At 38.0% G+C, this 21058-nt stretch carries 22 protein-coding genes and 1 pseudogene; 5 read left to right on the forward strand and 18 right to left on the reverse strand.

Annotation, left to right across the window (positions count from 1 at the left end):
- Window positions 1-103 precede the first annotated feature (103 nt).
- From ACFPZG_RS15795 to ACFPZG_RS15805, 3 genes are all read left to right on the forward strand, one after another.
- Window positions 104-655, forward strand: a complete 552-nt coding sequence (locus tag ACFPZG_RS15795) for an NADPH-dependent FMN reductase (protein ID WP_283734237.1) — start codon at window positions 104-106, stop codon at window positions 653-655.
- 448 nt (window positions 656-1103) lie between these two features.
- A complete protein-coding gene (locus ACFPZG_RS15800; RefSeq protein WP_283734236.1) occupies window positions 1104-1973 on the forward strand; it encodes a cation diffusion facilitator family transporter in 870 nt (289 codons plus the stop codon).
- A 462-nt stretch (window positions 1974-2435) separates the two neighbouring features.
- Window positions 2436-4190 (forward strand): PhoX family protein, encoded by a 1755-nt coding sequence (locus ACFPZG_RS15805; protein WP_283734235.1) that lies wholly within the window; start codon window positions 2436-2438, stop codon window positions 4188-4190.
- 74 nt (window positions 4191-4264) lie between these two features.
- Here the strand turns inward: ACFPZG_RS15805 and arsC are convergent, their stop codons facing one another.
- The 18 genes and pseudogenes from arsC to ACFPZG_RS15895 all read right to left on the reverse strand — a co-directional run bounded on the left by arsC (window position 4265) and on the right by ACFPZG_RS15895 (window position 18438).
- On the reverse strand, window positions 4265-4684 hold the full coding sequence (arsC, locus tag ACFPZG_RS15810) for an arsenate reductase (thioredoxin) (protein WP_283734234.1): 420 nt from the start codon (window positions 4682-4684) through the stop codon (window positions 4265-4267).
- 23 nt (window positions 4685-4707) lie between these two features.
- Complete coding sequence (locus ACFPZG_RS15815; protein WP_317941272.1) at window positions 4708-6006, reverse strand: arsenic transporter; 1299 nt, start codon at window positions 6004-6006, stop codon at window positions 4708-4710.
- 15 nt (window positions 6007-6021) lie between these two features.
- The gene (locus tag ACFPZG_RS15820; RefSeq protein WP_283734232.1) at window positions 6022-6369 is read right to left on the reverse strand and encodes an ArsR/SmtB family transcription factor; all 348 of its coding nucleotides are present in this window, start codon (window positions 6367-6369) and stop codon (window positions 6022-6024) included.
- Between the two features lie 98 nt (window positions 6370-6467).
- Window positions 6468-7811 (reverse strand): FAD-containing oxidoreductase, encoded by a 1344-nt coding sequence (locus ACFPZG_RS15825; protein WP_317941273.1) that lies wholly within the window; start codon window positions 7809-7811, stop codon window positions 6468-6470.
- A 165-nt stretch (window positions 7812-7976) separates the two neighbouring features.
- The gene (locus ACFPZG_RS15830) at window positions 7977-9011 is read right to left on the reverse strand and encodes a serine hydrolase domain-containing protein (RefSeq protein ID WP_283734231.1); all 1035 of its coding nucleotides are present in this window, start codon (window positions 9009-9011) and stop codon (window positions 7977-7979) included.
- A 159-nt stretch (window positions 9012-9170) separates the two neighbouring features.
- Window positions 9171-9305 (reverse strand): annotated as a pseudogene (locus tag ACFPZG_RS15835) (cyanophycinase); the annotation flags it as partial.
- Window positions 9271-9636, reverse strand: coding sequence for an IS3 family transposase (locus tag ACFPZG_RS15840; RefSeq protein ID WP_283734230.1), 366 nt, complete (start codon window positions 9634-9636; stop codon window positions 9271-9273). The gene ACFPZG_RS15840 and the pseudogene ACFPZG_RS15835, both read right to left, overlap by 35 nt.
- A gap of 77 nt (window positions 9637-9713) precedes the next feature.
- Entirely contained in the window at window positions 9714-9974 is a 261-nt protein-coding gene (locus ACFPZG_RS15845; protein WP_283734229.1) for a transposase, read from the reverse strand.
- A gap of 100 nt (window positions 9975-10074) precedes the next feature.
- On the reverse strand, window positions 10075-10287 hold the full coding sequence (locus tag ACFPZG_RS15850; protein ID WP_283734228.1) for a hypothetical protein: 213 nt from the start codon (window positions 10285-10287) through the stop codon (window positions 10075-10077).
- 44 nt (window positions 10288-10331) lie between these two features.
- Window positions 10332-10532, reverse strand: a complete 201-nt coding sequence (locus ACFPZG_RS15855) for a hypothetical protein (RefSeq protein WP_317941274.1) — start codon at window positions 10530-10532, stop codon at window positions 10332-10334.
- Window positions 10533-10668: 136 nt separating this feature from the next.
- Window positions 10669-11325, reverse strand: a complete 657-nt coding sequence (locus ACFPZG_RS15860) for a Type 1 glutamine amidotransferase-like domain-containing protein (protein ID WP_283734226.1) — start codon at window positions 11323-11325, stop codon at window positions 10669-10671.
- A 59-nt stretch (window positions 11326-11384) separates the two neighbouring features.
- Complete coding sequence (locus tag ACFPZG_RS15865; protein ID WP_317941275.1) at window positions 11385-11522, reverse strand: hypothetical protein; 138 nt, start codon at window positions 11520-11522, stop codon at window positions 11385-11387.
- A gap of 412 nt (window positions 11523-11934) precedes the next feature.
- On the reverse strand, window positions 11935-12255 hold the full coding sequence (locus ACFPZG_RS15870; RefSeq protein ID WP_317941276.1) for a DUF4183 domain-containing protein: 321 nt from the start codon (window positions 12253-12255) through the stop codon (window positions 11935-11937).
- A gap of 928 nt (window positions 12256-13183) precedes the next feature.
- Window positions 13184-14059 (reverse strand): alpha/beta fold hydrolase, encoded by an 876-nt coding sequence (locus ACFPZG_RS15875; protein ID WP_317941277.1) that lies wholly within the window; start codon window positions 14057-14059, stop codon window positions 13184-13186.
- A 105-nt stretch (window positions 14060-14164) separates the two neighbouring features.
- Window positions 14165-15469, reverse strand: a complete 1305-nt coding sequence (murA, locus tag ACFPZG_RS15880; protein WP_317941278.1) for a UDP-N-acetylglucosamine 1-carboxyvinyltransferase — start codon at window positions 15467-15469, stop codon at window positions 14165-14167.
- Window positions 15470-15692: 223 nt separating this feature from the next.
- A complete protein-coding gene (locus ACFPZG_RS15885) occupies window positions 15693-16043 on the reverse strand; it encodes a DUF1428 family protein (RefSeq protein WP_283734224.1) in 351 nt (116 codons plus the stop codon).
- 182 nt (window positions 16044-16225) lie between these two features.
- On the reverse strand, window positions 16226-16831 hold the full coding sequence (locus ACFPZG_RS15890; RefSeq protein ID WP_283734223.1) for a hypothetical protein: 606 nt from the start codon (window positions 16829-16831) through the stop codon (window positions 16226-16228).
- 533 nt (window positions 16832-17364) lie between these two features.
- Window positions 17365-18438, reverse strand: coding sequence for a beta-propeller fold lactonase family protein (locus tag ACFPZG_RS15895; protein WP_381427937.1), 1074 nt, complete (start codon window positions 18436-18438; stop codon window positions 17365-17367).
- Window positions 18439-19265: 827 nt separating this feature from the next.
- On the opposite strand from ACFPZG_RS15895, the gene ACFPZG_RS15900 reads away from it, so the two are divergent.
- Window positions 19266-19775, forward strand: coding sequence for a hypothetical protein (locus ACFPZG_RS15900; RefSeq protein WP_283734221.1), 510 nt, complete (start codon window positions 19266-19268; stop codon window positions 19773-19775).
- A gap of 71 nt (window positions 19776-19846) precedes the next feature.
- Window positions 19847-21034, forward strand: coding sequence for a hypothetical protein (locus tag ACFPZG_RS15905; RefSeq protein WP_317941280.1), 1188 nt, complete (start codon window positions 19847-19849; stop codon window positions 21032-21034).
- Window positions 21035-21058: the final 24 nt, after the last annotated feature.

A 21058-nucleotide genomic window follows, 5' to 3' on the forward strand; every position in this document is an offset into this window, starting at 1 on the left:
AATACCAAGCAATGTAATTGACTTCCATATCACTTAATATATAAACTGATGAATGGGAGGAAGCTTTCCCAATTTACTAACATAAAGGACAGGTGATTAAAACATGGTTAAAGTAGCATTGATCAGTGGTAGTTTAAGAAAAGAATCGTTTTCAACAAAAATCGCTAAAAGTGTAGGAGAATTATTCCCAGACGGTTACGAAACACAATTCGTCGAAATTGGAAATCTTCCTCTATACAATGAAGATATTGATACAGAAAGCAATGTACCTGGAGAATATACGGCATTCCGTAACTCCATTAAAGAAGTTGACGCTGTACTCTTTGTAACACCTGAGTATAACCGTTCAATCTCTGGCGCATTAAAAAACGCATTGGATGTTGGTTCACGTCCTTATGGACAAAGTGCTTGGAACGGTAAACCTGCAGCGGTTATCAGTCAATCCATGGGGAATTTAAGTGGATTTGGTGCGAACCACCATTTACGCCAAAGCCTTGTATTCTTAAATATGCCAGTCGTACAGCAGCCTGAAGCGTACCTTGCAAATTCTCCTCAATTATTTGACGAGAACGGAAAGTTGAATGAAGGAACAACAGAGTTTTTACAGTCCTTCGTAGATGCTTTCGTTGATTTGATCAATAGACATAATCGATAATTAAAAAAGTTGGAGCATTAGGCAGAGCGAATCTGACCTAATCTCCAACTTTCAAGTTATATACTCAATTTCCGATGTTGGTTCCGCAAAATTATTATGTTGATGATTCTCCATTCAGAGTATCCCCTTTTTTCCGCATCAATTCCCCGATGATTGACGTGTTTCTAACTTTAAGTATTGCCAATTTATCAAACCACTACATTAAGATCCAAGTTACTGAGTAAACTCCTTCAACTTGTTTATTTCTCAAATCCATGCTATGTTTATTTAACATTAAAAACTAATGAGTGATAACTATGTGTCATCTTTCAATTTGCCCAAATTATATTTTAAATCCCTAACCCTTGACTGGAAACAGTCGAGGGTTTTTTGTTGCTCAAGGGAAAACTTTGCTACTTCAGACGCTAAAGTCAAATTCATGAATAGTAAATTGAGGGAGGTAAAATACATGGACAAGATCAAGTATAATAATCTTAAATTAGGTGAACGTGGAGCAATCGTTAGCATTATTGCTTATCTTTTGCTTTCAATAATAAAGTTGTGCATTGGATATATGAGTAACTCTGCTGCATTGAAAGCTGATGGTTTAAACAATACAACCGATATTATTGCATCCGTCGCTGTTCTTATCGGACTAAGACTTTCTCAAAGACCTCCGGACAAAGATCATGGCTATGGCCATTGGAAGAGTGAAACAATCGCTTCAATGGTTGCATCATTTATTATGTTAGCGGTCGGTATTCAAGTATTAAATGATGCTATCTCTTCTATGTTTCAAAGTGGAAAAGAGTCACCCCATATCGGGGCTGCTTATGTCGGCATTTTTTCTGCAATAGTTATGTATTTTGTCTATCGTTACAATAGGAAGATAGCAAAGAAAATAAATAGTACAGCAGTCATGGCAGCTGCAAAAGATAATATTTCAGATGCTTGGGTAAGTATAGGAACAGCAATAGGTATATTTGGTTCTCAATTAGGAATGCCCTGGCTTGATACGCTAACTGCGCTCATCGTGGGACTATTAATTTGTAAAACAGCTTGGGATATTTTCAAACAAGCTTCCCACGAACTTTCGGATGGTTTTGACGTTGATAAAATTAAACTTTATCGTAATGTGATCACAAAAGTGGATGGAGTTAAAGGAATAAAAGATATAAAAGGTAGATACTACGGAAATAACGAGGTAATCGATGTTGTAATTCTTGTAAATTCGATGCTAAATATCACAGAAGCCCATAATATCGCGACACAAGTGGAAAAGATAATAATCAATGACTATGGAGTATATGATGTGCACGTCCATGTGGAACCGAATTAGTATCTCTTCCACATATTTATTATAAGGATGGCCGTGATTTGAGTCACGGCCAGTTTTACTTTGTTAAGGTACCTGTGCAAGAAACATCCATGATAATTCAACCGATTTGCATAAATATCCAATCAATTAGCATTGTCACAGTCTTTTTAATGTATTTTTATACAATTGTATTTAATTAATTGAATAGTTCGACGCACAGGTACCTTTACAATATTAATAGATTCACCATGACCAAGTCCTAAATGGCTACAACGAGCATTTATAGCTTTCTTCATAACCATCATCCTCTTTTAAACATATATACAATCATTTAGTCATGTTTCATTTATAGCCAAATAGTATTATTTTTGTATTAATAATAGAGTTTACAGTTTCATAATATTTATATAATACTATCTTAACAATCTACTATTATGATGATGAAGGAGTTAGATTTTAATAAACCATTGGAGGTCTACTGTTATGAACAAAAAAAAGGTAATTATTCCACTGTTAAGTGCAGCACTTCTATTCCCAACTGCGGTCAATGTATTTGCGCAACCGCATAAACCTATAGAAGGCGTAAAATCTGTTGAATTTATTGGCATGCCTGTACCTGCCACTAATGAGGAAAAATCAACAATGTACAGTGATGCCAAAGTAAAGGTGACATTAAAAGACGGAACTCAAAAAACAGTAGAGTTGGATTATACTTCGTTAGCAAAGCCTGGTGATGTCATTAACGGAAAAATTGTCGGAGCTGCAGTCGACATCAACGGCAATCTCATAACAAATAAAAAGGGTGAGCCTTTAGTTTCCCCTTCACCGGATGCAAACTCACTCCTTAGTGTAAATGGAAAAAGCGGCAAGCTATATATGATCAATCATTTTGAAAGTATGCCAAATAATGAATTTGGTACTGTGCCAAGAGCGTTATATTTAAATACTGTCCAACAAGATAAGAAAACAGGCGAACTCAAAATTACTGATATTGAAGCAATTGATTTTTCGAAGTATGGCGGTGTTTGGACTCCATGTGCTGGTATCTTGTCCCCTTGGAACACTCATTTAGGCAGTGAAGAATATGAACCAAATGCTCGTGCCCATGAAGCAAATCCTGAAAAATCATCCGTTACACAATTTGCACGAAATTATTATCAAGATGCAACTGCAATTGGAAACCCTTATTTATACGGTTATACAACAGAAGTATCCGTTCATCCGAATGGTGAAGCAAAAGCAGTCAAACACCACAGCATGGGGCGGTTATCTTTTGAAAATGTAACAGTGGCACCTGATAACCGTACAGTTTACTATGGAGATGACGGCGGCTATGTAATGTCCTTTATGTACATTGCTGACAAAGCAAAAGATTTATCTGCCGGGACACTATATGCTGCAAAATTTGAGCAAACGAGTGCCGAAAACGGTGGTGCTGGGAATTTAAAATGGATTAATTTAGGACATGCAAACGACCAAGAAATTAAAGAATTAGCTGAAACCCTGACATTCAGTGATATCTTTGAAACGACAAATGATGCTGAGTATGCAGCAGCAAATGGATTCAGCCATATTAAGACTTCAGCTGGCGAAGAATATTTGAAAATCAAAATAGGTATGGAAAAAGCGGCTGCTTTCTTAGAATCCCGCCGATATGGAGCTATGCTTGGAGCAACTTCAGAGTTTAACAAGATGGAAACCGTCACATTCAACAAAGCCGATAACAAAGTCTATATGGCTATGTCCACGATTGCAAAAGGCATGGAGGAAAATCCAAATGATCCTGTAGATGATATTCGACTGCCAAAAATCAATGCAGGCGGCATTTATGAAATGAGCCTAGCTGAAAGACAAACAGATCGTGAAGGCAACCGTATTGATAGCGATTATGTACCAACTAAAATGGAAGCTATTATAGTCGGTGAAGACATTCCACAAGATGAAGAAGGCAACAGAGCTCATCTCGATAAAATCGCCAATCCGGACAACATTGTATACTCTGAAAACCTAAGAACGTTATTTATTGCTGAAGACACGGGCAATCATGTAAATAATGTTGGCTGGGCTTATAATGTTGATACAAAAGAACTTTCTCGTATCGTTTCTGCACCAGATGGCGGTGAAGTAACTGGAATACAAGCGATTGATAATTTAAATGGGTATTCTTACTTAATGGTTGGTTCTCAAAATCCAGGGAACATCGGTTATATACAGTTACCTCCTGTTAATAAAAAATAAGATAGATAAGTGAAAAGACAGGCGTCCAATTCGTGGATGCCTGTCTTTTGGTTTAAAATGTAAATAATAATCGCTTATTCACCAGCTTTAGCGAAGTGTTCAATCCTTGCCCCTATTTCATCTCGTACACGCTGGAAAAATGCCCATTTTTCTTCATCAGTTCCTTCTGCTTTGGCAGGGTCGTCAAATCCCCAATGAGCACGTTTAACATGTGGAGGTGTCATTGGGCACTTATCAGCCGCATCTCCACAAAGTGTGACGACGAGATCTGCATTATTCAGGATTTGCGTATCAATAATATCTGAAGTTTGATTTGAAATATCGACGCCAACTTCATTCATCGCTTTAATAGCGTTTGGATTGACTCCGTGTGCTTCAATTCCTGCACTGAGAACTTGCCATTCCTCACCAAGGACTTTTTTTCCCCATCCTTCAGCCATTTGGCTACGGCATGAGTTACCCGTACATAAGAAATACAGTGTTTTTTTCGGCATATTTAATCCCGTCCTTTAGAGTTTTAATGTATGAGTGAAAGCCATAGATATAGTCCAATTAGTGTAATCAAGAGCGTAGGCACTGTTAAGAGTATACCGGTTTTAAAATATGTACCCCAAGATATTTTCACACCTTTTTGTGATAAGACATGCAGCCATAATAACGTAGCCAATGAACCGATTGGTGTAATTTTAGGACCTAAATCTGAACCGATGACATTTGCATAAATCAATGCTTCACGAATCGAACCTGTAGTATTCGTATCCGCAATAGCCAAGGCGTTGATCATGACAGTCGGCATATTATTCATGATTGAAGACAAAATTGCAGCAATGAAGCCCATTGAAATCGTGCCTATAAACAAGCCTTGATCTGCTGCCAATTGAATAAGATCGCCAAGCACGCTTGTCAGACCGACATTTCGCAATCCATAAACGACAACGTACATCCCAATAGAAAAGAATACAATGGACCAAGGTGCGCCCTTAACCACTTTCTTTGTATGAACGGCAGGACTTCTTTGTGCCATGATCATAAAGAATATCGCCATGATTCCAGCAACTATTGAAACAGGAAGCCCCGTAACACCACTCGTGAAATACCCGACAAGCAAAATGCTTAATACGACCCAAGATAGCCGAAACATCTTACCATCTTTTACGGCCTCCTTCGGTTCTTTTAACTCTGATACGTTATAGTCTTTCGGGATGCTCTTCCGGAAGAATAAAAACAACACTAAAATACTCGCAACAAGTGAAAACAAATTGGGTACGATCATCCGGGATGCATATTCGACAAATCCGATGCCGAAAAAGTCGGCTGAAACGATATTAACCAAGTTACTCACAACTAATGGCAACGAAGTCGTATCCGCTATAAACCCGCTCGCAATGATGAATGGAAAAACCATCTTTTCACTGAATTTCAAATTTCGTACCATCGCTAGCACGATTGGAGTTAAAATAAGTGCTGCCCCATCGTTTGCGAACAAGGCTGCAACGATTGCACCTAAAATACTGACATAAACAAACATCCGAATACCGCTACCTTTGGCCAATCTCGCCATATGTAAAGCAGACCACTCAAAGAAACCGATTTCGTCTAAGATTAATGAGATGATAATGATGGCGACGAAGGCAAGAGTAGCATTCCAAACAATCCCCGTTACATCAAGTACATCTTGAAAATCCACGACTCCTACCAACAAAGCAACCAATGCACCTATACAAGCAGACCATCCGATTGATAAATTTTTAGGCTGCCAAATAACAAAAATAAGTGTAATTATGAAAATCAATGATGCGATAATAACTGAACCCAACGCGTTTTCTCCTCCTTATTGACAACAAACACGAAGCCCTTGTGCCTCTAACTCAGTAATTGATTCACTCTGCTCCGGAAGATGCTCAAGTACACTTTGAATAAACGGAAAATCTTCATGACGTTCGTTTATCGAAAAGAAAACCCATTGCCCTCTACGTTCTTCCTTAACTAATTCAATATCCCTTAGTTTTCGCAAGTGTTGGCTGATTGCCGGCTGACTCATGTTAAAGATTTCGACAAATTCACACACACAACATTCATGTGACTGGAGTAATTTCATCATCGTTAAACGAGTTTGATCTCCAAGCAATTTCAATAGCTGTGATGCTCTCTGCATATCAATCGTCACTTCCGTATTCATATGCACTCTCCACCTTTCCGGAATAATTATATAAGCATATGCTTATATAAGCAAGTGCAAGTTTTTTAAATTTCCTGTTCCACAAAAAAGGACCGCCATTAGACAGTCCTTTTAATAGGTACGTTGAATAGAGTATTGAATGATTCGCTCATTACCGGATGGTTATATATTTGATCCCTTAACAACGTATAAGGGGCATCCAAATCCATTGCAAGTTTCACAAGGTTAATCAATTCTGGTGACTCAGGACCAAACAGACTGGCACCTAAAATTTTTTTCGTTTTTTTATCGATGAAAACTTTAAATAATCCTCGAAGATCATTGATGACATGCGCGCGTGGATGGGATGCAACCAACATTTTCCCTTCAGCAAATTCATAACCCTTTTCTTCCGCTTCCTTAGCAGTTAGCCCTACTCGGGATAAAGGTGGGTCAATAAACATGGTATAAGGAATATTTTTACGGCTGTCGAGAGAATATCCTAAATCACCAAATAAATAATTCTCAACAATTCGGTAGTCATCCAAGGAAATATACGTAAATTGCATACCGCCTTTCACATCACCGAGAGCCCATACATTTCGCACCGTTGTTTCAAGATGCTCATTCACCTTTATAGCGCCATCCTCTGTAAGTTCAATTGACGTATTTTCAAGACCTAGATGCTCTATATTCGGTTTTCTACCTGTAGCAAGAAGCACTGCATTTGCATTTACAGTTTCGCCATTAGATAGAGACAACGACACCTCGTCTTCATTTACCTCTTTAATCTCCTGCGCTCTCGCTCCGAATATAAAACGAACGCCTTTTTCTGTCATTATCTTCTGAACTTCTGCAGCAATTTCACGATCTTCACGAGGCAGTAGTTCCTCTTCAGGTGTAATCACGGTGACTTCCGCTCCAAAGGTTCGATACATAGAGGCAAATTCCATCCCGATATAGCCTCCGCCTATTATCGCCAAGTGCTGTGGCAGTTTCTTACGATCCATCAAAGACGTACTTGTATAGACCTTGTTTGAAGTAAGGTCACCTTTTAACGGAGGAATATTGCTTATTGCACCTGTATTGATAAAAATATGTTCGGCAGTTAACACTTCTTTTTTTCCATCTATTTGTATCTCTACTTCTTTATTTGCAATGAACCTTGCTTCCGAATTGTAAATGGTGACATTTTCATTGTCAGCTAAACTTTTGTAGTTTTTCTCCCGTAGCTTTTCCACTACCCTATCTTTTCTTTCAATGGCGTCTGTATAGGGAATGCCTTTCAACCCATCATGGACAAGCACCTTTGTAGGGATGCATGCAATGTTAATACAAGTTCCTCCATACATATTTGGATCTTTTTCAATCATTGCTACGTTCCAATTTTCGTCTGCAAGCCGCCCAGCTAATGTTTTCCCCGCCTTGCCAAATCCTATAATGAGTGCGTCATAAGTTAGCATATACATTCTCCAATCTTTTTCGTGATGGTTCAAACAAGCCATCCAATAAAAAAATTAAATTCCTATTTACTATAACCTTTAATTTTACTACCAAAACACCTATCTCATAATGTCAAAAAGCGGCCCTAAAAAGTTAGACAAAACTTACTTTTTAGGGCCGCTACATTATTTACTTGAAACCGCAAGTCGTATCGCCATCCGTACTGCTGTTGCTGGATTCGCCGATTGGTTTACATCGCCTACAAAAAACAGATCCTTCTCAGGATAATAAAAAGCAAAGGAACCTGTTGAGCCCGAATGTCCAATCAATTCTCCCTTACCTATAAAAAACATTGTAAATCCACCTAATGGGATTCGCATATAGCCGCCGCCATATTGAATGGGATAAAAGCTGATTTGTAACTTCATATACTTCTCCAATTCGCGGAAGATTTCTTTATTAAATAAATCTCCTCCAAAAAATGCTTTAATAAAGACCATCATTTCGCGGGCAGTGGTAATCGCCCCTCCACTCGCACGACAACTTTTAATGTATTTCGGAAGGGAAAGCGCGTTATTTTTAAAATAAATACTGGGAATAAAATCATCCTCATCTATAACTAAATATGTTTTCTCAAGCCCCAAAGGTTCAAAAATGAAAGACGTAAAGACACCTTCCAATGAGGAATTCGCAACGGATTCAATAATCTGTCCAAGGATATAAAAGTTGATATCCGCATAATGTGATCGATTCATTGTGTTGGGTGCAAAGAGTGGTTTCATCTTTTTAGTCAATGCTATCAATTCATCAATTGTAATGTTCATATCTTCATGGAGTACACGTTTTCTAAGATTATTTTTACCTTCCTCAGATACATCCGGTAACCCACTTGTCTGAAACAACAAATGAGCGATTGTCAATTTCGCGGTATACTCCTGTCCTTTATAAAGATGGAGCCCATTAAGTTTTCCATTATCGAAAAAACGTGTCACTTTATCATCTAATGACAGTTTACCTTGCTCCAGCAATATTAAAATGCATGTAGTTGTAAACAACTTAGTGATACTTGCCATGAGTAATGGTGCATCTATGCTCTTGCCCCCATACTCATTTTTGTATGAAAAATCCCCATTTCTGTTTTGGATAAATAGAACAGACTCATGTATTTGCTTTGATTTCACTATTCGGCTAAATATCTTGTCGTATTGTTTAGTCACCATTAGTTCCTAACCTCCCTTCTTGCACACTATTGGATTATATTAGTTGATGCCTATTTGCATGCAGGGAAAAAGAAGGCTTCTCAAAAGTTCATCGAACTAATGGGAAACCTTCCTAAAAGCTAATTCTGTTAGTTTACCAATTCTTGGGCTGTACGACTTTTAAAGCGTCTCGTCCAATTTCTGAATCTGTGAGTTGGAGATTAAAAAAACATTGCCAAAAACATCGATTTTGTCTCCCTTTACACGTACAGCGCAATCTTTATTCGAAGCATAAATATCTATTTCTTCCGATAGGAATATCAGCAACCCATTTTTCGTTAATTGTCGTAGTTTCAAAATCCTGTTCCAATAAATTATCGCGTTCTTCTATTTGGCTATTCGATGATGCTGGACGGTATTTCTTTGTGATGGTAGATCGGATTCCTTCTGCCTTCATAATGCGCTGGACTCGTTTTAAGCTGACTGTGAAACCTTCCTTTTCAAGAAAGTGATGAATTTTAGGCGCGCCGTAGCGGCCTTTACTCTCCGCATGAATAATTTTTATGCGCTCTAAAATCGCTTCGTTTTCAATTTCAGACGAAGATTTTACTTTATGAAATGATTGATAATACGTGCTTCTTGGCATATCGAGCACTTCACACAAAACTTGAACAGGATGGTTTTCCTTTTCTAAATTGATGTGGTCAATAATCTCTTGGTCGGTCACTTTTTCGCGAATATGGTCATAGCCTTTTTTAGGATTTCTACCTCCTGTTGAAGACGAAGGTTTTCCTTTTGAATTTCCGCAATTTCAGCGGGTGTTAAGCCCCCACCATTTTCAATTGGGGAATGGGCTTTAATCCATTTATAGATTGTTACTTCAGATACACCATATTCACGGTTGAGATCACTCACAGATGTGCCAGATCTGTAGAGTTCGACGATTGTTTGTTTGAATTCCTGGTTATAACGTTTTTGTTTCATTCCGGACACGTCCTCTCTATTTATTAGGATAGAGACTTAACTTACTTGTGTCCATACATCTATACTAACTCCATGATCTTTAAGTAAAGCACCCGTTACTTTAATTAGAACTATTTCTTCCTTGTTTTTTAATTAACCGATATTGTATAAATCCTAAAATTCCACCAACAAACCCTACTATTACTTGAGGTACTCCAAATAAAAATTCATTATTGAATAATCGTACAACACCACCTAACCCTATTAAGACTGCACTGATACTCATCATTACTATTACAAATGGATCTACGTAAGATTTATTATTTTTATTCAATTTGTATCACTCTTTCATTATCTTCTGTACCTATCTTCTAAAGGTCAAATGGATTTCCCATTCTCTTTTTTCTTGAAAACCATATGTAAAACTATTAAAAGAATAATTCCACCACCTATTTGCATAGCACCTATTAAAATTGACAAAGTACTTTGTTCATAAAAAGTTAGTGTCAGAACACCATTACCAAAACCTAATATAGCAAGAAGCAACCATGCAAATTTTTGAACATTTTTATTAGCCAATGAGAGAAGCCTCCCTAATATTTACTAACTTGGTCTGATATGACTTTTTCTACGAATTCTTCAATAGTACCAATACATTTATGGACTTCTGAAAGATGGTTTTCAAGTTCGAGTGTAATGTCTAATTCAATTCCTTTTAGAGCGTTTCATCCAATTTCCGAATCTTTGAGTTCGAAATTAAAAAAACATTGCCAAAAACATCGATTTTGTCTCCCTTTACACGTACAGCGCAATCTTTGTTCGAAGCATAAATATGTATTTCTTCCGATAGGGGAGATAGTTCGCTTTGAACCAGTTCAATGTTATTTTCAAGGTCAAAATGAGACAGGACGGAAAAATTGTCAAGACCGATTCCCTCGTAAACAGAATTCATTACAACTTCATCTCCAAAGTTTTTCGAGCATAAAAATTTAGCGGACATGTTGATTGCTCCAGCGCTTGCTCCCATCACAACGGCGTTGCATTTTTTAATCAGATCCGATAATTCATACTCCATCAAAAAACTATTTTGATTAAGAATATTGCCACCCAATAAGAAAATGACTGAAGCGTTTTGAATTATCGTTTGGGCATCTTCCTTCTGTACGCGATAATTAATTAAATGATATTCATCAAACATTATGCCGGCCTGGTCAAGCCACGAGCGTTCAGTACCACCATCATCTTCATAATTAGATGGATTCGAGCTAATCATAGCAAGCGATTTTCTATCAGTTATATCCTCCTGTATCACCCTACCTAAATTCTCTGGAAATAAATTATTAAACCAACCTAAATAATAGTGAATTTTCATAAGTACCTCCAAGCAAAGTGTCACTCATTTAGCAATAAAACACTCTCAAACTGGCCAGATTATTGATTTTCTTTCATCCATTTTTTCATTTCCTCAAAACGCTCGTCTATATGTTCTTTAATAAGCTTATAGAAGATAAATAATAATATCCAAATCACTATAATAGGTCCTAAAATTACAATCCAAGGTATTTGCATAACTACTTTTCCCCTTTCAGTTGAACAAGAAATAGAGCAGCTTAACAAACTAAACGATCTTCAAATAAAGTAATCTACTATGTACAGTCAATTTAAGCACTCCTTATGATAACTAAATTAGGAACGTTTATTCTTAGATGAACAACGTTAAACCTTTACGTCTTTAATATTTCGACAGTCTTTAAAATATACCTTCTTATTCAACTATCCTGCTCCTTTCGTATTAAAAGTCAGCCAGATATTGGTAATCGAGAAACAACTTGAAATGAGTAGTTCTTGATGAAGAGAATCCCCTCCAGAGCCGTGAAAAGGATTTAGAGGGGATTTGAAATGTTGAGCTGTATTTACGACCAATTAAGCTACCTAATCGCATGCAAACAGTTGTCCCATATAACAAAAAAGGATCGATTCATTAAACTACTGTTACCAATTCTACAGCTTCTACAATTAATGGAGTTCTAGCAGGTATACTGCCAGTGACACCATTAAAGGTCAATTCTGTTGCAGTTATTGTATACGAATCGCCCTCTTGTAGTACACCGTTTAAATAGAGGTTATAGTAACCATTCGTTACAACTGGAAAAGCAGTTGCAGCATTTCCACTGTCATCCAAAAATGCAGATGCAAGTACGGTTGTCCCATCGACGACAGGTAAAGTTGCTGCTAGTACATTGAAAAACCTTGTCGAAATGCCTGTGACGTTCACATTAATATTAATAAGGGAAAGCGCCATTTGATTCACCTCCTATCTTCTCCATAATAGTAAATGCGAGATATTGAGAAATGTCAGGGCTGTCCAAATGGTTTTTTGGTGCCTGTGCGAACTGTTCAGCAAAAAACTACAATTGCAAAGGTAAAAGGAAACAAGGAACAGAGCAACGAAAAATGTTGTATGATTATTCGTCCGCAAGAGATGAAGTTCGAAAGTCATTCGAACGATTCGAGAAGGAAGCGCAAAAGTCTAAATAGCATCGGTTTCATGAGGAGACTGTAAAAGAATGGTATTCGCGTATGCGGTGGGAGAAAAACGAACACATCATGTCGACTTACAATGCTATTCGATATGGTTCACATACGCCTTCGGAGAGTGAGCAAAACAATTTTATGATGGGACTTGAAAATATAAAAAGAAGTTATTTTAGAAAAAAGGGTAGGGAATTTTAATAACGGGTTCGGTTGATAGGGAGAAAATCGCAATTAACAAAGTAAATAACAGGTTAATCAGCATATATTTCAACAGTGAAATATCTATATAAAAAACAAATAAAAACGCTCAAATTGAGTGTTTTTTGGTGAAATATTTTACTGTCCTTATTGAACTAAACCCGTTGAAGTAGAATCTTTCACAATCTCTAGATTTATTTTGTATATTTTATCAATCCTTTTATATTCAAAGTATAAGTAATTATTTACTAGCTCTTCTTTTATGTACAATACCATTTATTAATAATACAATCATCAATATTATAGACATATTAAATGTTGTTTTGGAAATTTCTGTATTTACAAAAAGGGCTGTAAAGTTATTTAATAAGATAACAGCACAGATAATAAACGATAGATTAGCAATAGAATTATTGTTCATATGTCTACACGCTCCATATCTTTTGATTTGGATTATTGTACAATATTAAAAGAAAAAGAGTCATCAAATCAATCTTTTAATTTTCGGTAGTTTCATTTGAAGGAGCTTTACTAATAAGATTCAACGTACTTCTTACGAATTCATCAAATTGGTCTTCTTCCTCAAAAAATGGATAATGATTGCTATGTTCGAATGAAGTGAATGTCGCGTTCGGAAGGCATTCCGCTATTTCAATGCCGAATTTATGCGGGCATTGTGCATCATGCTTGCCTGCATATACAAAAGCCGGCACGAAAACACTCTTCAACTCTTCCCTGACATCATACGTCTTGCAGTCCACTTTCCTGAAATACGTCAATCGATCCCCAACTGTCTTGCCGCTATTTGGCTTCTTAAAAGCCGACTCCATTTTCTCCTCAGAATGAAAAGACATCAAATTCCATTCACGGCCTAAAGCTTTTCTTTCCTCCAATGACACGTCTGGTGTATCCATTCGATTCATTATTTCAATAATCCGTTCGAAGTTCGGGTTTTCATGGCAATAAATACTGCCTGGATCTGCACTATATTCAACACTTGCTGCAGCTCCACCAGCAATGATTTTCGTTAATGATTCCTCTCTCATCACAGCATACACAAGAGCTAACATGCCCCCTGTCGAATGTCCCGCAAAGCCCCATTTTGGTAAGTTTAGTCCTTCCCGTATCGCTTCCAAGTCCAATACGGATTCTTTCATGCTATATTGCTCTTCTGTTTGCGCACCTATCGATTTCCCGGTCCCTCGCAAATTGATGAGGTAGACATGATGATGTTCCGTGAATGGATTTGCGAACGCATTTCCCCGTTCATCGAATTCACTGTATAGATGAGTGACGGCTAACGGCTCTCCTTCCCCTTTTTCAAAAACCTCGAAACTTCCTCGTGCTGTTTCGATAAAACGTTGTACCCACATATCCAAGCCCCCCATGTTTTGTTATTTTCTATAATTAACGCTACGGTTTATAAAAGAATCAAAGAAAGGACTAAGCTTTTGATTTGCTTAGCCGTGATTCTTAATTTAACAACCTTTTTGAGCATTCCCGTAAAACGGGTTGTTAAATTTATAGTTAATATCTTCTTTAGTAATCTGTACCCCTACCGATTGAAAAGCATTTACGGCATCTTCGTAACCGCGTTCAATATGCTCAACACCGGTAATGTAGGTAGTACCTTCTGCAACCATTCCCGCAAGGATCAATGAAATACCAGCACGAATATCTGAAGCAGAAACGGTAGTACCTATCAGATTGCTTTTTCCTTTAACAAAAGCAACTCCTGATCGCACTCGAATGTCCGCTCCCATTTTTCTCAGTTGACCGACATGCTGAAAACGATTCGGATAGATTTTTTCCGCTACAATACTTTTCCCTGAAGCTTGAGTAAATAAGGTTGTCATTGGTTGCTGTAAATCTGTTGCAAAACTTGGGTACATACCCGTTCGAATTCGTGACGCAAAGAGTTTTCCTGTTGAACTTGCAGTAACGGAGTTATCCCGAACATCAATCTCCAATCCGATTTCTTCGAGCTTCGCAATGCAGGATCCAAGATGCTCCGGGATGACATCTGTCACCGTTACACTCCCCCCTGCTACACCAGCGGCAATTAAGAATGAACCCGCTATTAGCCGATCCGGAATTACACGATGGGTTCCACCAGTTAACTGATTTACACCAATGATACGAATCGTATCCGTTCCAGCCCCACTTATATTCGCACCAATTGTTTTTAGAAAAATTGCTGTATCAATTACCTCTGGATCACGCGCAGCATTTAACAGCACCGTCTTACCTTTTGCCCTTACAGCAGCTAACATTGCATTTATCGTTGCACCAGAAGTAATCGTATCAAAATAAATAGTTGCACCATGCAATTCCTTAGCCTCAACTTCATAGTAGTCTTTATGATACGTAAACTTAGCCCCCATCATTTCTAAAGCCTTTATATGCTGATCGATTGGCCGGCTGACGAAATTATCACCACCAGGATACCCTACTGACACTTTTCCGTATTTCGCAAGTAATGCACCTACAAAATAATAAGCAGTCCTGAATGAAGAAGACTTTTCGGAATCGAAATCGGTTGAAGATATCGACCTCGGATCAATGGAAACATCCCCAGTTAGATCACGTTTAATTGTCAGTCCAACTTCTTCTCCCATTTCACAAATTACGCGGAAATCAGCTATATTTGGTATGCCTTTAAAGGTTATCGTTTCATCAGAAAGACAAGCTGCTGCAAGTAGAGCCAATGAGCTATTTTTGGAACCTGGAATTTGTACAACACCGTTTATGTTCGGTGAATAATCCACACGAATCGCTTTCAATCTTTTCACTCCTTATCTAACAATTCACCTTCTACTATAATATCAAGTAAAAGCCTAAATTGCAGTTAATTTACGAATTTAAAATATATATAAAATACTTCTTAGGAATAAGGTTAGTATATTTATTGAATCGTCCTACTTGTCCCTAAAAAAGAAGCATAAATCCTCCATACCGGAAAATTCATGCTTCTTTTTCGCGTAAAAAACATTTTTTGTTTTTTAGTTAAACCTTTTCAAATTCACCCCGAACTACTCGACTCATATCAATAACCTTAATCATCTCATTATATAGTTCTTCAATTCGATAATCAGAGTCGACTTTCTCCATAACGATATCATGATGATGTTTATTATTGAACGTAGATACTGAGCACATCAAAATTTCATTTTCCTGCAGTTCCACCGATGACCCTATCCCTTTACAACCGTACATTGCATTAATAAAAGTGCTTTGGTAAGTATCATCTTCAATCGCACCATATTCTTTATAAATAATAGATGCCTTTTTATTAATTTCTATAAACCGATCCTTTTTCTGTTTTAAGACTGGATATAAATATAACACATTGTACATAAAATCCCCCTTTGTTCCATAGTTGCTGGATAGTTACTTAATGAATTAGTGAAGGGTACCAGGTTCTAAAACAATTCGAAATTCAACTATAACCTATTTTGTAACACTTAAAATAAAACTATTTTAAGTATATCTTCTCTCGAAAATAAAATTAAGTATATCTTTGCTATAGAGAAAAGACATCAGAAATCATAGTCAAAATAACTTTCCACGAATTTAGACATGCGGTTTTTGTCATTTAGCTCACCAATTTTGTCCAAATCAAAATCATAGAAATACAAATACGCGATGCGTTGATGTTCATCGGAAGTGCCAACCATCCCGAAGGATTTCGGATAACCATTTCCCTCCAACACTCGGAATACATAGCTGTTAAGTGAGAACTCAACATTCGGATTACTATTATCACCGCTTGTTTCAGACGCGGCTTTTTGGTTGGAGATAATATAGTCTTCTTCAAGTTTCCCTTTTTCGCTTTCATAGGTTTGCATGTCATATTCGACCACAAGTGCTACCGAATTGGCTTCGAAGAGGAATATCTTTTTTTGCGTATGTCGGTAATCGATGTCCCTGTATGCTGGCAACTCGTCAAGAGCGGGCATCACGTCTTTAGCTTCCGCGTCCATTGCGGTACCCGTGTTCAGATACTCTTCGATATCCGTACTTGTCTTGCTGCAGCCCGTCAGTAGGAGTACAATGGTCATCATTACCGAGAGTTTAATAAGCAAAACTTGTTGTCGTTTCAAGAAAACCCACTTCTTATGTGTAATTAAGGTATATGTATGCATAACTATTATTCCCCTTCAATACGTACTTCTCACAAATTCATTCCTCCAATGATACCCAAGCCTTCCGCTTTTTTTTAACTGAACCTACATGTGTTTACCCTTGAGCAAATTATCGGGTATATAGAGACATCTGTTAATTAGGGCGTTATAGAGATAAAGAAGTTGCAATCAAAAAGTAACAATGCAATATTAACTATGTATTGTTTGTGCGCTCTGGGGCATTAAATAAATTGACTGTCTTCCATGCGTGTGTACCAAGCAAAAAAACAGTTCAAATCATTTTTCTTAATGATTTGAACTGGTTTTGTAGTTTTCTTTCATCGAAGCTTCTTTATTTTAGACAGTGTCATGGTCCAAGCCACTACTGCTTTTCCGTTAAAATCATTTCTCTACTTTCGGAGTCCATTCTTCCACCTCAAGATAAATACTCATAAGCCCCTCTTACTAAATCTAATATTTCCTACATGTCCATTGAAAGTAGATATTCCAAGAAGTTAAACAATTTTCTAATGTGCATGATGCTAGGTATACAATTAAGGATTAACTCCTATACCACTTGGACTTGTGCCAACTGGAATTGTAGCTACGATTGAAAAAGTAATTCCGTTAATTACGGAGACACTATTAGTTCCCGCAATCGCTACATAAATTGCGTTAGTCAAAGGATTTGTTGCAACACCAACTGGAAGACTACCAACTGGTACAGTAGCTATTACTGTATTTGAAGCCCCGTCAATAACAGAGACAGTGTTAGAGAGTATGTTTGTAACATAAATTCTATCTGTAGTAGAATTCACACTAATATTAAGCGGACCTGGGTCTACTGCAACAGTGGTTACGACCGTATTTGAAGTCCCGTCAATAACAGAGACATTACTATTAGCATTGTTTGCCACGTAAATTGCGTTGGTTGAAAGGTTCACTGCAACACCAATTGGATCTGATCCTACTCCAACCGTACTTATGACCGTATTTGAGATCCCGTCAATAACAGAGACATTGTTACTACCACTGTTTACAACGTAAATTCGGTTCGTGATCGGATTCACAGCGACTCCAACTGGATTTGTGTTTACCGGAATAGTAGCTATGACTGTATTTGTAATCCCGTCAATAACAGAGACAGTTTCACTAACACTGTTGGTTGCGTAAATTCTGTTGGTTAAAAGATTCACAGCGACACCAAATGGACCTGAGTCTACTGGAACGGTAGCTACGACTGTATTTGAAGTCCCGTCAATAACAGAGACACTATCACTACCACTGTCTGCCGTGTAAATTCGGTTCGTGATAGGATTCACTGCGACTCCTGATGGACCTGCCCCTACTGGAACAGTTGCTATGACTGTACTTGTAAATCCGTCAATAACGTAGACATCGTTGCTGCCTTGGTTTGCTACATAAATTCGGTTAACAGAAGTAGGAATAGTAGCCCCCGAAGGTCCTGTAGGTCCTGTAGGTCCAGCAGGTCCTATTGGTCCAGGTGGTCCGGGAGGTCCAGAGGGACAGCTGGAAACTTTAAACGTAGGATAGCATCTTATTATCCTTTTTTCACATGACAAATTTGACACCTCCTTTATCATTCTAAAAATATTATATGTTTTCAATCACATATTTGGTTGGACAAAAAAGAGGCTTATTCTGTGTATTCCTTGTGCTGATAATCGCCCAATTGGAGAATTACTTATTAAAAAGACGGCTCATGCACTTCTATCTGAACTGCTTTGCGAGCATATTGATCATGATATTTCCGAGTTAAATCATCTTGCTGCGCTACAACGCTTCGCAAAGACGACCCGTGACAATCGTTTGCTTTTAGAGAACGGCGACATGAATTGGAGAGGGATTACGTTCCAACTTCGGCCGGTGGTTTCAGTAGATTCTGTACATAGTAAACTTATTTACAGGGATAGTGCGACATTTTTATAAATCACTTTTTTTCCTGTACTTTATGAATAGACTTCTACGCTGAGTTCAAAAAACCGACTCCAATCATTTTCCCTATATGACTGGAGTCGGTTTTATAGCTTTCGTTATACACCTCAGGTAATAAACAATCCAATGGATGATAAAACAATAATTTTGGTAAAAAAGAGGACCTCCCTAAAATGCAGGGATTGTCCTCTCAGAGCTTGGGTTATGCTTGGTGCGACAAAAAGCGAAGGAATTCGATCAATCGAATTATTTTCTGAAAATTAAAATTTTATCTATATCAAAATATTCATACCACAAGGCGAATAAACTAGTAAGAACAAAATAATGGCTTGCAAATAACAGGAAGAATTAAAGCTGAAATTCGTGATATAACATTATGAATGAACAACAGGAAGTCAGTCAGTTACGAATGCTAATGGTTACTTGGCACTGCAATTAACTAATTCTGCAGGCTGAACCACTAGCGAGTCGAAATCCTCATCTAAAGGAGGTGATAGTTATGGTTGAGATAATCCTACCGAATTTCCAGTGTACTTCTCAATCTATTACAGCAGCTCAAAACGGGAATTATTATGAATTAACAACAGGAAGTCAGGCAATTACGGATGCAAATGGATACTTGGCACTGCAATTAACTAATCCCGCTGGGTCAGGCAAAACCGTATATATAAATACTGTTCAAGCTACGTCTTCTGTAGCCACAATTATAAGTACCTATAAGAATGCGACTCTTAATATAACTGGTACGCCTGCGATCCCCCACAACACCAATTGGGCATATTCTGACGCGAGTGTAGTTACTGGTCGCTGGGTCGCACAAACTTCTGATCCAACGTCCGGAGGTGTGCTATTACAACAGATTAACCAAATTGGAGGTGCAACGGAGTATAATCTCGAAGGACTGCGAGTCATCCCAAGCCTCACAACAAATCAGACTTATTACATTTTGTTGCAGAATACTGCAGCGAATTCTAATCTGTCAATTAATGTGGAGTGGTGGGAATCTTAAAGTTAAAGAGAAACATGCTGACGTTTGTCTACCGGACTTTCTAAAGTAATTTATTCTTCGGAGGCGATTTGATGATCGTTCAAAATCCAAATTCAGGGGTTGCAGTTGATATACCTCTGTCTGCTTTCAATGACTTGCGAACCATTGACCTTCTTCCAGTAGCTGGATGGCAATTTAACTATAACATCAACAGCGATTTGATAAATACGACATTAACTGGAAGCGGTTCAGCAACAGCATCGAATGCCAAGGGTGTACTCCAAACTGGCGCTACTGCAAACTCTTCGGCAACCATTCAGACAGTTAAAGCTGTCCGCCATATACCGGGCTTGGGGAAAACAATTCGTTTTACTGGCATCTTTACTGCTGGCGTTCCTAACAGTACACAAGTTATTGGAATTGGAGATAGTACCGATGGTTATTTCTTCGGCTATAATGGAGCAAGTTTTGGGGTATTGAGAAGGCAAAACGGAGTCGACAATTGGATTTCGCAGTCTTCGTGGAATTATGACGCGATGACTGGTTCAGGTCCGAGCAAAATGACGCTTAATCCAACTTTAGGGAATGTCTATGAAATTCGCTTTCAATGGCTTGGATTTGGAGTCATTACCTTTTGGGTCTACAATTCTGTTTCAGGAGCAGCATCGTTAGTCCATACTATTCAATATCCAAATACCGCTACCGTTCCGTCTACCTACAATCCAACACTTCCACTCATAGCGCAAGTGAAAAACACAGCAAACACGAGTAATCTAACCCTTCAAACATCATCAGCAATGGGGTTCGTTGAAGGAAATGGAAATACCAATGCCATGGTGACACGCAATTCATTTTCAAATGCGAAAACAGGAATCTCAACAACTCCAACCAGCATATTTACGCTACTAAATAAAAATACGTTTCAAGGTAAAACAAATCGGATTCGGATCCAGTTTGATTATGTGTCACTTCAGACAGACTCGGGGGGAAATGCACCTGCGACATGCCGTTTGGTGAAGAATGGTACACTCGGAGGGGCACCGGTATTTAACGATATTTCTACAAATACGAGTGTCATGGCAGTGGATACCTCTGGCACAACGGTTACGGGTGGTTCCAACGTGTTGACATTTGGGATTAATACAAGGGACTCAGTTCGTGAAATTTTAACGGATTTAGACATTCAACTAGAACCTGGAAGTACGTTCTCATTAGTTTGTTTTTCCTCTAGCGGAAGTCAGAATTTCAATATCGCTGCATCATGGAAAGAATTATGGTGAACCTTCCAAAAAGCGCTCCAATCA

This window comes from Sporosarcina thermotolerans (assembly GCF_042658975.1).
Taxonomy (GTDB): domain Bacteria; phylum Bacillota; class Bacilli; order Bacillales_A; family Planococcaceae; genus Sporosarcina; species Sporosarcina thermotolerans.

What these genes read in the sequence shown, in the direction of transcription:
- ACFPZG_RS15795 (WP_283734237.1), top strand. Translation starts at nt 104, where the DNA reads ATGGTTAAAGTAGCATTGATCAGTGGTAGTTTAAGAAAAGAATCGTTT.
- ACFPZG_RS15800 (WP_283734236.1), top strand. Translation starts at nt 1,104, where the DNA reads ATGGACAAGATCAAGTATAATAATCTTAAATTAGGTGAACGTGGAGCA.
- ACFPZG_RS15805 (WP_283734235.1), top strand. Translation starts at nt 2,436, where the DNA reads ATGAACAAAAAAAAGGTAATTATTCCACTGTTAAGTGCAGCACTTCTA.
- arsC (WP_283734234.1), bottom strand. Translation starts at nt 4,684, where the DNA reads ATGCCGAAAAAAACACTGTATTTCTTATGTACGGGTAACTCATGCCGT.
- ACFPZG_RS15820 (WP_283734232.1), bottom strand. Translation starts at nt 6,369, where the DNA reads ATGAATACGGAAGTGACGATTGATATGCAGAGAGCATCACAGCTATTG.
- ACFPZG_RS15825 (WP_317941273.1), bottom strand. Translation starts at nt 7,811, where the DNA reads ATGCTAACTTATGACGCACTCATTATAGGATTTGGCAAGGCGGGGAAA.
- ACFPZG_RS15830 (WP_283734231.1), bottom strand. Translation starts at nt 9,011, where the DNA reads ATGGTGACTAAACAATACGACAAGATATTTAGCCGAATAGTGAAATCA.
- ACFPZG_RS15840 (WP_283734230.1), bottom strand. Translation starts at nt 9,636, where the DNA reads ATGCCAAGAAGCACGTATTATCAATCATTTCATAAAGTAAAATCTTCG.
- ACFPZG_RS15845 (WP_283734229.1), bottom strand. Translation starts at nt 9,974, where the DNA reads ATGAAACAAAAACGTTATAACCAGGAATTCAAACAAACAATCGTCGAA.
- ACFPZG_RS15860 (WP_283734226.1), bottom strand. Translation starts at nt 11,325, where the DNA reads ATGAAAATTCACTATTATTTAGGTTGGTTTAATAATTTATTTCCAGAG.
- ACFPZG_RS15865 (WP_317941275.1), bottom strand. Translation starts at nt 11,522, where the DNA reads ATGCAAATACCTTGGATTGTAATTTTAGGACCTATTATAGTGATTTGG.
- ACFPZG_RS15870 (WP_317941276.1), bottom strand. Translation starts at nt 12,255, where the DNA reads ATGGCGCTTTCCCTTATTAATATTAATGTGAACGTCACAGGCATTTCG.
- ACFPZG_RS15875 (WP_317941277.1), bottom strand. Translation starts at nt 14,059, where the DNA reads ATGTGGGTACAACGTTTTATCGAAACAGCACGAGGAAGTTTCGAGGTT.
- ACFPZG_RS15885 (WP_283734224.1), bottom strand. Translation starts at nt 16,043, where the DNA reads ATGTACAATGTGTTATATTTATATCCAGTCTTAAAACAGAAAAAGGAT.
- ACFPZG_RS15890 (WP_283734223.1), bottom strand. Translation starts at nt 16,831, where the DNA reads ATGCATACATATACCTTAATTACACATAAGAAGTGGGTTTTCTTGAAA.
- ACFPZG_RS15900 (WP_283734221.1), top strand. Translation starts at nt 19,266, where the DNA reads ATGGTTGAGATAATCCTACCGAATTTCCAGTGTACTTCTCAATCTATT.
- ACFPZG_RS15905 (WP_317941280.1), top strand. Translation starts at nt 19,847, where the DNA reads ATGATCGTTCAAAATCCAAATTCAGGGGTTGCAGTTGATATACCTCTG.